The organism is Rhizobium sp. R634 (genome assembly GCF_002211305.1).
GTDB lineage: Bacteria > Pseudomonadota > Alphaproteobacteria > Rhizobiales > Rhizobiaceae > Rhizobium.
The window spans coordinates 167,160-182,120 of record NZ_LOKW01000002.1 but is presented as its reverse complement, the minus strand read 5'-3'; the positions used below and the strand labels follow the sequence as shown (position 1 = coordinate 182,120).

General features: G+C 61.0%; 17 protein-coding genes and 1 tRNA gene. 10 read left to right on the top strand and 8 right to left on the bottom strand.

Annotation, left to right across the window (positions count from 1 at the left end; translation table 11 throughout):
• Positions 1-265: 265 nt before the first annotated feature.
• Complete coding sequence (locus ATY77_RS05085) at positions 266-1,318, top strand: low specificity L-threonine aldolase (protein ID WP_088686392.1); 1,053 nt, start codon at positions 266-268, stop codon at positions 1,316-1,318.
• Positions 1,319-1,336: 18 nt separating this feature from the next.
• On the opposite strand, the gene ATY77_RS05080 is transcribed toward ATY77_RS05085, so the two are convergent.
• Positions 1,337-2,191, bottom strand: a complete 855-nt coding sequence (locus ATY77_RS05080; RefSeq protein WP_088686391.1) for a LysR family transcriptional regulator — start codon at positions 2,189-2,191, stop codon at positions 1,337-1,339.
• 48 nt (positions 2,192-2,239) lie between these two features.
• Here ATY77_RS05080 and ATY77_RS05075 point away from each other — a divergent pair, with 48 nt between their 5' ends.
• Complete coding sequence (locus ATY77_RS05075) at positions 2,240-3,286, top strand: bile acid:sodium symporter family protein (RefSeq protein WP_088686390.1); 1,047 nt, start codon at positions 2,240-2,242, stop codon at positions 3,284-3,286.
• Positions 3,287-3,345: 59 nt separating this feature from the next.
• Here ATY77_RS05075 and ATY77_RS05070 read toward each other — a convergent pair whose 3' ends face one another.
• Positions 3,346-3,816: an Hsp20 family protein gene (locus ATY77_RS05070; protein WP_088677870.1), complete on the bottom strand. Its 471-nt coding sequence runs from the start codon at positions 3,814-3,816 to the stop codon at positions 3,346-3,348.
• A 421-nt stretch (positions 3,817-4,237) separates the two neighbouring features.
• Here ATY77_RS05070 and ATY77_RS05065 point away from each other — a divergent pair, with 421 nt between their 5' ends.
• On the top strand, positions 4,238-5,212 hold the full coding sequence (locus tag ATY77_RS05065) for an alpha/beta hydrolase (RefSeq protein ID WP_088686389.1): 975 nt from the start codon (positions 4,238-4,240) through the stop codon (positions 5,210-5,212).
• Positions 5,213-5,239: 27 nt separating this feature from the next.
• On the opposite strand, the gene hisN is transcribed toward ATY77_RS05065, so the two are convergent.
• Both hisN and ATY77_RS05055 read right to left on the bottom strand, forming a co-directional pair.
• The gene (hisN, locus tag ATY77_RS05060) at positions 5,240-6,016 is read right to left on the bottom strand and encodes a histidinol-phosphatase (protein ID WP_088686388.1); all 777 of its coding nucleotides are present in this window, start codon (positions 6,014-6,016) and stop codon (positions 5,240-5,242) included.
• Between the two features lie 282 nt (positions 6,017-6,298).
• On the bottom strand, positions 6,299-7,180 hold the full coding sequence (locus ATY77_RS05055) for an N-formylglutamate amidohydrolase (protein WP_088686387.1): 882 nt from the start codon (positions 7,178-7,180) through the stop codon (positions 6,299-6,301).
• Between the two features lie 188 nt (positions 7,181-7,368).
• Between ATY77_RS05055 and cpdR1 the strand changes: the two genes are divergently transcribed.
• The 5 genes from cpdR1 (at position 7,369) to ATY77_RS05030 (ending at position 10,904) form a co-directional block, all read left to right on the top strand.
• Entirely contained in the window at positions 7,369-7,731 is a 363-nt protein-coding gene (gene cpdR1 / locus ATY77_RS05050; protein WP_003542883.1) for a response regulator CpdR1, read from the top strand.
• 84 nt (positions 7,732-7,815) lie between these two features.
• Positions 7,816-7,890, top strand: a tRNA-Val gene (locus ATY77_RS05045).
• Between the two features lie 100 nt (positions 7,891-7,990).
• The gene (locus tag ATY77_RS05040; protein WP_245293745.1) at positions 7,991-8,272 is read left to right on the top strand and encodes a hypothetical protein; all 282 of its coding nucleotides are present in this window, start codon (positions 7,991-7,993) and stop codon (positions 8,270-8,272) included.
• Positions 8,273-8,977: 705 nt separating this feature from the next.
• Complete coding sequence (locus tag ATY77_RS05035; protein WP_088686386.1) at positions 8,978-10,021, top strand: porin; 1,044 nt, start codon at positions 8,978-8,980, stop codon at positions 10,019-10,021.
• A gap of 391 nt (positions 10,022-10,412) precedes the next feature.
• A complete protein-coding gene (locus ATY77_RS05030; protein WP_245310099.1) occupies positions 10,413-10,904 on the top strand; it encodes a hypothetical protein in 492 nt (163 codons plus the stop codon).
• 6 nt (positions 10,905-10,910) lie between these two features.
• Here ATY77_RS05030 and ATY77_RS05025 read toward each other — a convergent pair whose 3' ends face one another.
• Entirely contained in the window at positions 10,911-11,630 is a 720-nt protein-coding gene (locus ATY77_RS05025; protein ID WP_088686481.1) for a hypothetical protein, read from the bottom strand.
• A 220-nt stretch (positions 11,631-11,850) separates the two neighbouring features.
• On the opposite strand from ATY77_RS05025, the gene ATY77_RS05020 reads away from it, so the two are divergent.
• Entirely contained in the window at positions 11,851-12,363 is a 513-nt protein-coding gene (locus ATY77_RS05020) for an MgtC/SapB family protein (RefSeq protein WP_088686384.1), read from the top strand.
• A 159-nt stretch (positions 12,364-12,522) separates the two neighbouring features.
• Here the strand turns inward: ATY77_RS05020 and ATY77_RS05015 are convergent, their stop codons facing one another.
• Positions 12,523-12,702, bottom strand: coding sequence for a hypothetical protein (locus ATY77_RS05015; RefSeq protein ID WP_088686383.1), 180 nt, complete (start codon positions 12,700-12,702; stop codon positions 12,523-12,525).
• Positions 12,703-12,761: 59 nt separating this feature from the next.
• Positions 12,762-12,980: a hypothetical protein gene (locus tag ATY77_RS05010; protein WP_171049242.1), complete on the bottom strand. Its 219-nt coding sequence runs from the start codon at positions 12,978-12,980 to the stop codon at positions 12,762-12,764.
• A gap of 347 nt (positions 12,981-13,327) precedes the next feature.
• Between ATY77_RS05010 and ATY77_RS05005 the strand changes: the two genes are divergently transcribed.
• The gene (locus tag ATY77_RS05005) at positions 13,328-14,419 is read left to right on the top strand and encodes a DUF475 domain-containing protein (RefSeq protein WP_088677861.1); all 1,092 of its coding nucleotides are present in this window, start codon (positions 13,328-13,330) and stop codon (positions 14,417-14,419) included.
• A gap of 147 nt (positions 14,420-14,566) precedes the next feature.
• Here ATY77_RS05005 and ATY77_RS32755 read toward each other — a convergent pair whose 3' ends face one another.
• Complete coding sequence (locus tag ATY77_RS32755) at positions 14,567-14,737, bottom strand: hypothetical protein (protein WP_088686382.1); 171 nt, start codon at positions 14,735-14,737, stop codon at positions 14,567-14,569.
• Positions 14,738-14,961 lie beyond the last annotated feature (224 nt).

The window sequence follows — 14,961 nt, the reverse complement described above, 5'->3', positions numbered from 1 at the left end:
CAACACTGTCCTAATTCATCCGTTCTATGCCAGAAAGCATTTGGCTCCGCAAGAGCGCCGCGACAAAAATCGTCATTTTGCGAAGGAAGATTACCAAATCAGTCGCAATGGCGAAATAAAATTACGAAAACCTCATTCATTTTATTTATTGATTGCGCAGTTCAATTTCGGTGATGGATTATGGGCAATAGCCTTGATCCCTTGAAGCTTTGGCGTAATCTCCGCCGCAAACCTCCAATCCATTCCACTCCCCACGGTCTCTGCCATGTTCTTTGCTTCCGATAATTGGGCCGGCGCCCATAGATCCATTGCCGAACGCCTGCTGGCGGAATCGGCCGGCTTCGCCCCGGCCTATGGCGCCGGCGATCTCGACCGAAAGATCGAGGCCCGCTTCTGCGAGATTTTCGAACGTGAGGTTTCCGTTTTCTTCGTCGCCACCGGCACGGCCGCCAACTCCCTGTCGCTGGCAAGCGTCCAGCGCCCCGGCGGCATCACCTTCTGCCATTCGGAAGCGCATGTGATCGAAGATGAATGCGGCGCGCCGGAATTCTTCTCCGGCTCTTCCCGCCTCGTCGCCGTCGACGGCGAAGCCGGCAAGATCGATCCGGCCAAGCTTTCCGCGAGGATCGCAAACTTTCCCGAGGACGCCCTCCGTCACGGACGCGCCAGCGCGGTGACCATCACCCAGGCAACCGAGATCGGCACGGTCTATTCCCTGCCCGAGATCGGCGAGATCGCCGCCATATCGAGAAAGCGCGACCTGCCGCTCCACATGGACGGCGCCCGCTTCGCCAATGCGCTGATTGCGCTCGGCGCCACTCCGGCCGAAATGACCTGGAAACGCGGCGTCGACATGCTCTCCTTCGGCGGCACCAAGAACGGCTGCTGGTGCGCGGAAGCGATCGTCTTCTTCAACCCGGATCAGGCAAGGGAAATGCCCTTCATCCGCAAGCGTGCGGCCCAGCTCTTTTCGAAGTCGCGTTTCATCGCCGCCCAGTTAGACGCTTATTTCGAAAACGGCCTCTGGCTCGATCTCGCCCGCCATTCGAACGCCATGGCCGACCGCCTGCGCGCCGGCATCGGCGCCAGCAATGCCGCCCGCCTCGCCTGGCCGACCGCCTCCAACGAAGTCTTTGCCGTCATCAGCAAAAATGCCGTGAAAACAGCCGAGGAAAAAGGCGCGAAATTCTATGAATGGCCGGTGCCTGCGGCAACGCCCGAACTCGTTTCCGGCAGCGAAACCCTGATCCGGCTCGTCACCAGCTTCGCGACGACGGACGCGGATGTGGATGGTTTCCTCAAGTGCCTCTCTGCCTGATCGTTCTCCGGAAAGGCGTCACGCCGACTTCGGCCGTCTCACTTTTTGCAGAATATCTTCCGACAGTGCGGCGACCAGCGCCTGGTCCGCCCCCTTGCGCGGCACCAGAACGAATTCGACGTCCTCCAGCACCGGCAATCTTCCCGCCGCGATCTCCTTCAGCCCGGACGGCGCCATGCTGCGCGGCTGCACCAGCACACCCATCCCGGCCCGCGCCGCCGCCGTCAATCCGCTGAGACTGCCGCAGGTGCAGACGATCCGCCACGCCACGCCGTTTCGCCCGAGCGCCTCCAGCGCGATCGCCCGCGTCACGCTCGGCGGCGGAAAGGCGATCAACGGCAGGAGGCCGGACGCGAGAACATGTTCGGGATCGCGCGCCAGCCAGACGAGCGGCTCGCGGTAAACGAGCTTTCCGCGCGCATCGCCGAGCCGGCGCTTGGCGAGCACCAGGTCGATCTCGCCATTGTCCTGCATCTCATAGAGGACACCCGAGAGCGCCACCGTCAGTTCCAGGTCGACCGAGGGATGCGAACGAACGAAATCCTCCAGCACCGCCGGCAACTGGCTGGTGACGAAATCTTCCGACACGCCGAGCCGCAGGCTGCCGCGCAGGCTGTTGCTCTTGAACAGGGACTGCACCTGCCCCTCGATCGAGAGCATGGAGCGCGCATGCGACAGCAGAGCCTCGCCGTCACCGGTCAGCATCACCCTATGCGTATCGCGCGCGAGCAGCTTGCGCCCGAGTGTCGCTTCCAGCCGCTGGATATGCTGGCTGACCGTCGATTGCCCGAGGCCCAGCCTTTCCGCGGCAAGCGTGAAACTGCCCATCTGTTCGACGGCGACGAAGCTGCGCAATTGCGAGAGGTCGAGCATTGGAATCCAGTTTCGCGATAACTGTTATTCCTTGCATCCTGGATCATAATGGGCGATAGAACAATGGCTATCTATTGCCGCGAGACCGCCATGCGCCGTTTTCTGCCCGATACGTTCACGATCCTGCTCATCTGCACCGTCATCCTCGCCTCGCTGTTTCCGGCGAGCGGCAGCTTTGCGGCGTATTTCGGCGTCGCCACCGACCTTGCCATCGCGGCGCTGTTCTTCCTGCATGGCGCCCGCCTCTCGCGCGACGTCGTCATTGCTGGCCTGCTGCACTGGCGCCTGCATCTCGTCATCCTGCTGACGACCTTCGGCATTTTCCCGCTGCTCGGCCTCGGGCTCGGCTTCATTCCCGACAGCATCCTGCCGCAGCCGCTTTATCTCGGCATTCTCTTTCTCTGCGTGCTGCCCTCGACGGTACAGTCGTCGATCGCCTTCACCTCGATGGCGGGCGGCAATGTGCCTGCTGCCATCTGCTCGGCCTCGGCCTCCAACATTTTCGGCATGTTCCTGACGCCGCTGCTCGTCGGCCTGCTCTTTTCCGTCGGCGGCCATGGAGGCTTCTCCTTCGACGCGCTTCAGCAGATCCTCTTGCAGCTGCTCGCCCCTTTCATCGTAGGCCAGATCCTGCAGCCCTGGATCGGCGACTGGATCCGCGCCAAGAAGAAAATCCTGATGCCCGTCGACCGAGGCTCGATCCTGATGGTCGTCTATCTCGCCTTCTCGACGGCCGTGGTCGAGGGGCTGTGGCACACCTTCTCGCTCGCCGACATTGCCGTCGTCATCCTCGCCGACATCCTGCTCCTGGCGCTCGTCGTTCTTTTGACGATGTTCGGCAGCCGCAGGCTGGGTTTCAACAAGGCCGACGAAATCACCATCACCTTCTGCGGCTCGAAGAAGAGCCTAGCGAGCGGCGTGCCGATGGCGAACGTCATCTTCGCCGGCCAGTCGATCGGTGCGATCGTTCTGCCGCTGATGCTCTTCCATCAGATCCAGCTCATGGCCTGTGCCGTCATCGCCCAGAAATACGCCGCCGCAGCGGCCCGCCGCGCGACGGAACAGCAGATCGAGGATGCCGCCAGCCCGGCATAAGCCGAAACAAAAACGGCGCCCCGATCGGAGCGCCGTCCATTTCCCATGAGGGACAAAGATTAGCCGTTGATGACCTGCGCCTCGATGGCCTTCGGAGCCTCGACCGGTTCTGCGGCAATCGCGATCTTGCGGGGCTTCATAGCCTCGGGAATGTTGCGCAGAAGGTCGATGTGCAGCAGGCCGTTCTTCAGCGAAGCGGCGGTCACCTCGACATGATCGGCAAGCTGGAAGCGGCGCTCGAAGGTGCGCTTGGCGATGCCGCGATAGAGGAATTCGCCGCCTTCGGCGGTGTCCTCGTTCTTTTCACCCTTCACGGACAGCACGTTGGCATGGGCTTCGATCGAAAGTTCGGTCTCGTCGAAACCGGCGACTGCCATGGTGATGCGATAGGTGTTTTCACCGGTGCGCTCGATATTGTAGGGCGGATAGGTCTGCGCCTGCTCCGGCTGGGCAAGGCTGTCGAGCATGGTGAAGAGCCGGTCGAAACCGACCGTCGAACGATAAAGGGGAGAGAAGTCTACGTGACGCATGATGTCCTCCTGTGGAAGCGACGTGTTGCGATAAATGCCCCTGAAACCCCATCTTTGGCGGCTCCGGGACGGTTGCGCAGGCCCTTTTGGCACCCGCAGGAAGGAGATGGTGATGGGATTTGAGGAGTTCAAGACCTTTCCGAAATCGCCGCGATCGGCCGTGAACCGCGCATGAACGGCCGGTTCGGAACGCGTTCAGGCAGGCCTGCCTAGAAATGATGATGTCGGGTGACACTGGCCCCGGCGGCTGAAGTGCATCGTCCCTTCTTCTTCAGCCTTGACTTGGGCCGGCCGCGAGCGCCCTCACGCTCCTGCCGGCCCTTTTTCACGGAGCGCGCTTCCGGACACCGCCGCTTTCCAAGCCGGGTGCCATGCGCTATCCCTGAGTGCGAAGCAGTCAGCAGCGGCGCATTGGCAAGTCATGGATCAGGTTCTCTATTCGACGCCCGACAATCCCGCCCCGGAAAACCGCACGGAAGGGTTCTTCGAAACCCATGACGGTCACCGGCTGCGTTACGCCGTTTTCCGCTCCGGCGCCCAGGTCGCCAAGGGCACGGTCGTCATCATCCACGGCCGCAACGAATATATCGAAAAATATTTCGAGACGATCCGCGACTTCACGGCCAAAGGTCTCTGGGTCGCGACCTTCGACCTGCGCGGCCAGGGCGGTTCGTCGCGGCTGCTAAAGCGCCGCAATCACGGCCATATAAGGCGCTTTGCCGATTACGAGCGCGATCTCGATGCCTTCCTCGAAAAGGTGGTGCTGCCGGATACCCGCCTGCCCTTCTATTTGCTCGGCCACTCGACAGGCGGGCTGATCGCACTGTCGGCGGCTCCCTATCTCGCCACCCGCATCGATCGCATGGTCCTGTCCGCCCCCTTCATCGGCCTGACCGGCCAGTCAGCCTCGCCTCGCGTCATCCGCAGGCTTGCCGGAACGCTGACGGCTGTCGGCCTCGGTTCCGTGCCGCTGACCTCGAAGCTGAAGGAGCCGGATTTCCGCGACAATCCATTGACCTCGGACGAAACCCGTTTCGAGCGCAATGTCGCAATGATGAAGGCGCATCCGGAACTGACGCTCGGCCCGCCGACGGCCCGCTGGCTGATCGAAGCCTTCCGCACCATGGATCGGGTCACCTCGCCCAGTCATCTCTTCTCGATCACCATCCCGACCATCGTCATCGCCCCGACGCGCGATGGCGTCGTGCCCTATACGGCACAGGAACGGCTCTCGCGTTACTTCCGCGCTGGCCAGCTGGTGCCGATCAACGGCGCCCGCCATGAGATCTTCCAGGAACGGGATATCTACCGCGCCGCCGCACTCGCCGCCTTCCATGCCTTCATTCCCGGCAGCGATGCCGAAGAAAGCCAGGATGTCGCTGCCCTCGGCACGTGAGATGGATGCGGCTTCAAAGACTGTGGATCAGCTGCGCTGCAGGATGGCGATCGCCTGATCGTAGACTGCGCGGCTGCCGGCGGCGATGATCGAGCCGCCGTTTTCCGGCCGCCCGCCGTCCCAGGTAGTGATGATGCCGCCCGCGCCTTCGATAACGGGAATGATGCCGCCGACGTCATAGGGCTTGAGACCGTTTTCGACGACCAGATCGATATGGCCGGCGGCAAGCAGCGCATAGGCATAACAGTCGCAGCCGTAGCGGAAGAGCCGCACCTGGCCTTCGATCTCCCGGTATTTCTCCATCTCCTCGCCGGCGAAGAGATGCGGCGAGGTGGTGAATAGAATAGCGTTCGACAGCGCCTCGCACTGGCGCGTCGTGAGCCTCCGCTCGCCTTCCGGCCCAATATAGATCGAGCCGTTCTGATCGGCGAAATAACGTTCGCCGGTAAAGGGCTGTTCGATCATGCCCATGACCGCCCGGCCTTGCTTCTGAAGGCCGATCAGCGTGCCCCAGACAGGCAGGCCTGAGATGAAGGCGCGCGTACCGTCGATCGGGTCGATCACCCAGACATAGTCGCGGTCGAGCCCGACATTGCCGTGCTCCTCGCCGAGAATGCCGTGGTCGGGAAAACTTTCCTCGATCAGCGCCCGGATGGCGAGTTCGGCCGCCCGGTCGCCTTCCGTCACCGGGTCGAAACCGGAGGAAAGCTTGTTGGTGACATCGAGGCCGGAGCGGAAACGCGGCAGTGTCTCGGCCTTGGCGGCCTCCGCCAGACGATTGAAGAACGAGCGGTCAGGAAGCATGAGGACACCGTTTGGCTGGCGGGAATGGCGCTTTTCATAGCGAAAAGCAACGGGAATGCAAATGCGAGAGGCAATTTCAGTCTAATTGCTCAAAGATATCGCAACGCAATATATTGCTTGACATTTGTGCAATGCAATAGTAGCTTTTTCAGTACAGTCTTCTGACTGTAAATACCCTCCTTGGGTGTTTCCTCCCTAGACTTAGCCGCGCTCACGAGCGCGGTTCTTTTTTGGCCGCAAAGACGAAGGCCACACAAATATCGCCAAAATCGAGAAAGACGCTTACTCGGCGGCCAGCGCCCGGTCGCCGGCGAACTTTTCGACGTAATCCGCCATCTGCTGCATGAAGGCCGTCACCGCTCCGGCCACCGCGGCGAAATCGTCGCGTTTCTCCAGCGTCACCTCGTCGACATAGATCGCCCGGTTCACCTCGATCTGCAGCGCATGCAGCCCGCGCGAAGGCCGGCCGTAATGTTCGGTGATGAAACCCCCGGCATAGGGTTTGTTGCGGATCGCCGCAAAGCCCATTTCCTCGAGGATGGCGATGGCCGCACGTGAAAGTTCGGCCGAGGCGCTGGTGCCGTAGCGATCGCCGATGATGAAATCGGGCCGCCCGGTGCAGCCGGCCACCCGCACATTGCCGGGCATCGAGTGGCAATCGATTAGCACGCCGAAGCCGAATTGCACATGCGTTCGCGCGATCAGCCGGCGCAGCGCTGCATGATAGGGCTTATAGACCGCTTCGACCCGGTCGAGACCTTCCTGCACCGGCAGGCGCCGCGCATAGATCTCCATATTCTCGGCGACTATGCGCGGAATGGTGCCGAGCCCGCCGGCGACGCGCAGCGAGTTGACATTGGCATAGGGCGGCAGCAGCCCGTCGAACATGCGCGGATCGAGCTCATAAGGCTCGCGGTTGACGTCGAGATAGGCGCGCGGAAAGTTGGCCACGAGCAGCGGCGCACCGAGCGTCACGGCCGAACCGAAGAGCTCGTCGACGTAATGATCCTCGGACCGGCGGATGGCAATGCCTTCGAGCCTGGACTGAGCGATGAATTCCGGTGGATAAATGCGGCCGCTATGAGGGGAATTGTAGACGAAAGGAATGGTCTGCGACACGGGCTCATGTACCTCAAAAAGCTCGTATTCGCGTATTTCCGGCACTTCTGGCCCTCTTTACCATGTCATGAACTGACTGCTTCGCCCATGTTGCCAGTTGCCCGCCCTCAAGTCCATACTATGTAGCAGGGATGACGATCACGCACAGGCAATTCACCGGTTGTTTACCGGGCAAAGACTAGTGTAAACGGCTGGCAGCCCACCCAAAACCTATTGATCAGCGGTCTGGATTGATGACTCAGAAGATACTTCTCGCCGAAGACGACAACGATATGCGCCGTTTCCTGGTGAAAGCGCTCGAAAAGGCCGGCTACAAGGTCCTTTCATACGACAATGGCGCGAGCGCCTATGACCGGCTGCGCGAGGAACCGTTCTCCCTGCTGCTGACCGATATCGTCATGCCCGAAATGGACGGCATCGAACTGGCGCGCCGCGCCACCGAGCTCGATCCCGACCTCAAGGTGATGTTCATCACTGGCTTTGCCGCCGTGGCGCTGAACCCTGATTCGAAGGCGCCGAAGGATGCCAAGGTCCTTTCCAAGCCTTTCCACCTGCGCGATCTCGTCGACGAGGTCAACAAAATGCTTGCCGCGTAAGGCTTGCCGGCCGGCGCGTCACAAAACTGAAAAAAGCCTATTGACGGCTCCAAAGGTTTTGTGATCTATGCGCCGCCATCGGATGGGCGTGTAGCTCAGCGGGAGAGCACTACGTTGACATCGTAGGGGTCACAGGTTCAATCCCTGTCACGCCCACCATCCTAATTCGCTGAAAAGCAATGGCCTTTCGAGAAATCGAGAGGCCTTTTTACATCGCGGCTTGCGGGTGTGATACACCTGCCCCCAGTGGGAGTTAGACTTGGCCCAGGTCATCAAACGACGCAAAACTCTTGTGGTTTCCAACGACAAGATTTCCCTCGCAAAGGGTGTCAGCCTTCCTGAGGGACGCTACCCCGTCACGGCCGAGTACGTCGTCTCCCATATGCGTGGCAGGCCGGTCGAGCAGGCCGGCCGGATTATGCTTCATTTGACGCGTCAGAATCTCCTGGACTACGGTGTCGATCTGACCGGCAGCGCGATGTTGGGCAGTGACATTGATGTGAGCGGCAATGTTGCCCGCAAGGAAGCCACCCTGGAGTGAATTCTCGGGCACAGGTGTTCGGTCGCCGTTGACCTTCCAGCACACGGCCGGTTCGCCGCGCAGACAGAGGGTAGGAGATTTTTCCTCCCGGCACCCGCGGCCCTTGTTTCCGCCGTCCTCGTCTTGCCGGCTTTGCTGCGCCGGCCTCCACGTCCGAGACACTTCCCGGCGCGCCCGGTCATTACTCTTCCCGCAAGTGCGCCGAGCTGGTCGTCGCCACTCCTCTCTCCCGGTAGCTTCCGCACCACGGCAAATCGATAAAAAGCAGATAACGAAAGCGCCGCGGTCCTCAGTGCCGCTTGCGGCGCTTCGATCAATGCTCATCGCTGTTACCTATGAGCCATCCCTGGATCGCGCAGATCACGGCGACGGCGTAGCAGTACATGCGGACATGATCACACGCCCGTCACTTGCATTAGCGTTTTCAAGCTTCAGCCCCGCGTTGGTCCCGCATCAGGAGGCGCCGGGTTTGTGACGAACAGATGACGAGTTTGTGACAAAACGCGTGTTATTTCAGCAACATAGCTATGCCGGCCTGCTGTCATGATCGATATGCTTATTGCGACGCAACATCCCTTATGTAACTTCCGCGGCGAGGCAGGCACCCGATAAAAAGGGGCCGCTTCGATCACACGGGATGAAGATCCGTAGGGACTGCCGATGGCAACGGTCTTCATCCTTTTGCACTTGAACTGGAGGTTATCCATGAACATCAAGAGCCTTCTTCTCGGCTCCGCTGCTGCTCTCGCAGCAGTATCCGGCGCTCAGGCTGCTGACGCTATCGTCGCTGCCGAGCCGGAACCGGTTGAATATGTCCGCGTCTGCGACGCTTACGGCACCGGCTACTTCTACATCCCGGGCACCGAAACCTGCCTCAAGATCAACGGTTACATCCGTTTCCAGGTTGACGTTGCTCCGAACGCCAGCTCGATCGGCGCCGGCGGCGGCGGTTCTGTTCCCAACGACTCCGACTGGGACGCCCGTACGCGCGGCCAGGTTCAGTTCACCGCAAAGAGCGACACCGAGTACGGTCCGCTGACCGGCGTCATCGTCATGCAGTTCAATGCTGACAACGCCTCGGCCCAGAAGGCCCAGCTCGATTCCGCTTACATCGACATCGCCGGCTTCCGCGCCGGCCTCTTCTACAGCTGGTGGGACGATGGCCTCTCGGGTGAAACCGACGATATCGGTTCTCCGGTCACGCTGCATAACTCCATCCGTTATCAGTACGAAACCGACGCCTTCTACGCCGGCATCAGCGTTGACGAGCTGGAAGACAGCCCGTTCTACAACGGCGAAACCGCCAACAACGTCGGCGTTGCCGTCGGCCTCGGCGGCAAGGCCGGCATCTTCAGCTATCAGATCACGGCTGGCTACGACACCGACAACGAAGAAGGCGCCGTCCGCGCTATGGGTACGGTTGCCGTTGGTCCGGGCACGCTCGGCCTCGCAGTCGTCTACGCATCCAACCCGAACGCCTACTACAACAAGGCTGAATGGGCTGTTGCTGCCGAATACGCCATCAAGGCGACTGACAAGCTGAAGATCACCCCGGCTGTTCAGTACTACGACAACTACGGCATCACCGCTGGCGAGTTCAACGACGACGTCAACGCCTGGAAGGCCGGCGTCACGATCGACTACCAGATCGTCGACAACTTCTCGGCCAAGGTTTCGGTTCAGTACCTCGATCCGGACAACGCTTCAGACGTAACTTCGGGCTACTTCCGCCTGCAGCGCGCGTTCTAATAAAAAGGCTGCCGGCTAGACCGGCAGTCGCAAATTCCTGATCCGACTGACCTCCGATCGGGAAAGAATGGGTCTGGACTTCCCTGCCTGGACCCATTCCCCCGGTCAGACAGTGCATTCAAGACGGCAGGCGCTCGACGAGTGCCTTGCCACCGTCGTGTCACGCCGGCCTGTTGTCGACACCTGACGGTCTACGCCATCGCTGGACCTTCCAGCCAGCAAGCTCAACGGGCTTCTCACCCATCTGCCGTCGATCGCCGAACGCCTCTCAGCCGGTGAGAATCTTATGCCGCGGGAATGGCGGAGCCAAATTCGGACACAGAACCATGCCATGGCGAATCAAGGATGAGGCAATGATTCGCCTCGCCAGGACATGGGGTTTGAGACCGAAATGAAATTATCCGCGCTTGCCGCCGCCGCAATATTTTCCGCCTTCGCCGTACCGGCCTTTGCAGCACCAGCTTCTCCTGCCGAGACCTTTCCGGGTGCGCCCGGCGTCATCACGCTTTCCGGCAAATGCGCCAAGCTTGTCGTCGCCAAGTTCGACGCGACCAAGGGCTGCAAGAACGAACTTGCCAGCGTCACCCTGGTCAACGGCTCGGTGACATTCATCTTCACCTCGGACGGCAAGGCGCTCGGCTTCCAGGGCGATGGCAGCGGCATCAAGCCCGCCTCCAACGGCAATGCCCGCCTGCCGCTCAGCCTCGTCACGACAGGTGTCGGCAACAAGATGACGGGCCAGGTCAAGGTCGCCGGCTTCTGCACCTTTGGCAATCCCTATGCCGGCAAGCCGATCGCGATCGAATGCACCGCCGAAAGCAAGGATTCCTCTTTCGCCGGCAGCTTCCGCACCGGCGGCAAGCTGGTCAAAAAAGGCAAGTAGTCGCCGTCAGGCGCACCATGCGCCGCCGGCGGTTCCGGGCTTGCGCGCCAAGCCCTCGTTGATCAGCTGCGCCCCGAAGGAGCGCCCGTCGCGCGAGATGACGCGCGGCGCCCCTGATGAATCGGTCTTACCCGCCGCATTCATGCTGAAGGGTCCGGCGTTCAAAAGCGCCAGCAGACGCGCCTTGGCAGCAAAGGCCACCCTTCGCTCGTCATCGCAGCGCGCCCGGTCGACGATCGGACTTGCCATGTCTGCGATCACGATCTTTTCGCCCTTATACCAGAAGACGCCGCCGTCGCCGACGCAGTTGATGTGCGCGCCCTGTCCGCAATAGCCGAAGGCGGCCGTCCCGGTTTCCGAGGCCCCGAGAGAAGGAGTGGACGGCGTCGCCTTTACCGGCTGGGCGGTCGGCGTAGGAATGGCTGCCGGCGGCAACGGCTGAGCGGGCGGAGGTGCCGCTTTCGGTGCCGGCGCGGCGAGCGCCACCTGCTTCGGCGGCACATCCTTCCTGACGGCGGGCTTCGCGTCCGTGATTTCGCGTATCGCAGCAGCCGGCTCTTTGGCGAGCATCGGCTTGATGCTCTTCCAATTGTCATAGGCGGCAATGCCGGCAATCGCGGCAATGCCGATCACCGTCCAGGGCAACAGCCCGCCACCGCCGCTGCGTGCCTTGCTCTTTCCTCTCGCCGGCGCCTTGCGGCGGCCGCGTGTTGCTGTCTTGGCCATCTGTCCGAATCCCGTGAGGCCGGGATTATCGCCGCCCAATCCTTTCCGAAAGGTTGGCGCGGCGAAAGGATGACGCCTCCTCCACCGATCGCTGCCTCGAACAGCCGGGCTGGATCGCAGACGTCGGCGCAGAAGTGGAAACGCTGGCGGGGAAAAGCCGAACAAATCCCGCGTTCAGACGTTAGCCAGCGAAAATCCGATATGCCCCGAGGAAATTTCCATGGATCTCATTATCGCCGACATGATACCGGCATCGCGCATCCACTATCCTGTCATCTTTGCCCGTCTGCTCGGCGCCGTCGTCTTCGGCGGCCTCATCGGCTTCGAACGCGAAGCGCGCGACCGCCCTGCCGGCTTCCGCACGCATATTCTGATCAGCCTTGCCGCCGCCCTCTTCGCCATCATCTCGATCGAGGCCGTGCATATGCCGGGATTTGCCGATGTCCAGCAGGTTCGCATCGATCCACTGCGCGTCATCGAAGCCGTGACGGCTGGCGTCGCTTTCCTGGCTGCCGGCATGATCGTCTTTGCAAGGGGCCGGATCCACGGGCTGACGACGGGTGCCGGCATGTGGCTCTCCGGCGCGATCGGCCTTGCCATGGGCTTCGGCTACTGGCCGGTCGCCTTCTTCACGACGCTTGCCGCCATTTGCGTCCTCTTCGCCTTCGGTAAGCTCGAACAGTGGCTCGGCTATAATTCCGGGCAGCGCGTCGATCGGGACGGGCGACAATAGAGCGTGTCGCGCAAAAGTGTGCGCGGTTTTGCGATAACGGCACGCGAGAAAATAAAGGCCTAAAGCACGGGGAGCGAATCTGAAAGATCGCGACGTGCTTTAGAAAAGCAAACGCCCGGCATCATGCCGGGCGATCATGCGGTTAGACTGATCTGCTCGTCATTCGGACCGTACGGTTGAAGGATCGTTTTTCCCGCCCGATGCCGAACGAATGATGGGCGCCGTCAGCGGCTTCTGGCGCTTGCCGATATCGATGCGCTCGTCGGCCGCCTCGCGGACGGCCTTCCATTCATTCTCGTGCCTGATGAAAATATCGCGGGGCACAAAGTTCACACTCATAGGCTTCTCATCCTGTTCCAAATTACCGCCGAAGTGCCGAAGAGATTCCGGAAAACCATTCATTTCTTGCTTTTGATATCAGGACCGCCCTTGGAGAGGTCCGCGCCGGTGACATGGGCCGGGACATGAATGTCGTGGATGACGCCCGGCGTCAGGGTCAGGTCGACATGATGCGGCGGCAGCACCTGCGCCTTCTGCATGCGGTTCGGCCTTGCCCGCTTCATGCGGTCGGACGCTTCCGTGCGTTTGTCGGGGATATGGGTCGAAGTGTGCATCATCGGCCTCCTTTAAGCTCAACCAGGGCCTAACGGGCGGCGGGCCGGATGGTTCCCAAAAAATTGCCGATCTGTATGTCGCGATTGGCCTTGACTGGTTTGGGAAGTTCATTACCTAGGGCCTATCCCGCAGCCTCCAGACATCGGCTATGGGGAACATTGGTGCCGGGCCCCTCTGGCGAGAGTTTTTACGGCGCTCTCGTGATGTCGGTACCGCCTGCAGCTCAGCCGGCGGATTTTTCATCGATGAAAAAGCTCACCATGCCTCGTCAGCATGCCCTTTGTGGTATGTTGCGTTTTTCCACTATCTCTACCTCTTCCAACAAACTTTGCGGCCGCGAGGTGCGGCCATGAAGCAGTCTCAGACCGATAAGTCCTCGCTCGGCTATTTCCGCTGGGCTTTCATCGTCACGGCCCTCGGGCTCATTCTCGGCGCTGTGCTCGGTTGGCAGACCACCGGCACGATCGGCGGCATGGCGACCGTCTTCTTCATCTGCACCGTGCTTGCGGTGCTGGAGATCTCGCTCTCCTTCGACAACGCCATCGTCAATGCCAACAAGCTTAAGGAAATGACGCCGGTCTGGCAGAAACGGTTCCTCACCTGGGGCATCATCATTGCCGTCTTCGGCATGCGCATCGTCTTTCCGCTGGCGATCGTCGCGATCGCGGCACGGATCGGCCCCTGGGACGCTCTGGTTCTGGCCGCTCGCGAACCCGAGGAATATGCCCGCATCATGAACGATGCGCATCTGCCCATCGCGGCCTTCGGCGGCACCTTCCTGATGATGGTCGGCCTCAGCTACTTCTTCGACCACGAGAAGAAAATCCATTGGCTTCGCGGCCTGGAAAAGGTGATGGCGCGCTCGGCGACCATCAGGGGCATCGAAATCGCCTTCGTGCTGGCGCTGATGCTTGTTTTCTCCTGGCTGATCGGCGGCGAGGAAGCCAGCATCTTCGTCCATTGCGCCATTTATGGCCTGCTCACCTTCCTCGCGGTCGAGGTCGTCGGTGAACTGCTCGATGCTTCGCAGCAGACGATGAGCGCTGCCGCCAAGGGCGGTCTCGGCGCCTTCATCTATCTGGAGGTGCTGGACGCCAGCTTCTCCTTCGACGGCGTCATCGGCGCCTTCGCGCTCACCCAGAACCTGTTCGTCATCGCCATCGGCCTCGGTATCGGCGCCATGTATGTACGCTCGATGACGATCATGCTGGTGGAGAAGGGAACGCTCGCCGAATACCGCTACCTCGAACATGGCGCCTTCTATGCCATCCTGATCCTCTCGGTGATCATGTATGCACAGACCCTGGTGCACATTCCCGAGGTGATCACCGGCCTCGGCGGCGCGATCCTGATCGGCCTCTCCCTCTGGTCCTCCATCCGCTACAACAAGCGGGAACGGGCGGAAGATCATACCGGCGGGCGGGAAGAACTGCACGCCTGACGAGGAACGGCCGGAGCGCGTCGCGCAAAACCATTCAACGGTTTTGCGATCGCCACAGGCTTTAGCGCTGCGGCTGTCATCCGGACAAAAATAAAGCCCGCGACCAACCGGTTGCGGGCTGTTTCATTCATGCATGCCTGGAAAGGTTTAGCGGATGACCTGACCGAAGGAGGCCGGGTCGATGCCAAGTTCCTTGAGGTCGCGGGCGCGCGGACGGCGGCCAGCCTCGACAGCGGCGCTCACGGAATTTGCGGCGCTGATGGCGGCAAACGCGCGGCCCAGGAAGCCTGCATGGATTGAATTGCGGATGGTGGACATTGTCCTTTTTCCTCTTGCTCTTTGATCGACCACTCATAGATGGCAGTGCGCATGCGGATTCACAATGCACGGAAATTCACCTCAGCCATGCAAAAAGAAGAGGCCGGCGCATGTTTCCATGGCCAGCCTCGAGGCAGGGGTAAGGTCGTCTTTTATAAAGCGCCCGCGTGTCCGGCAGGACGCGCTAGGGACGCCCCATCATTTTAACGGGCGCATAATCCTTT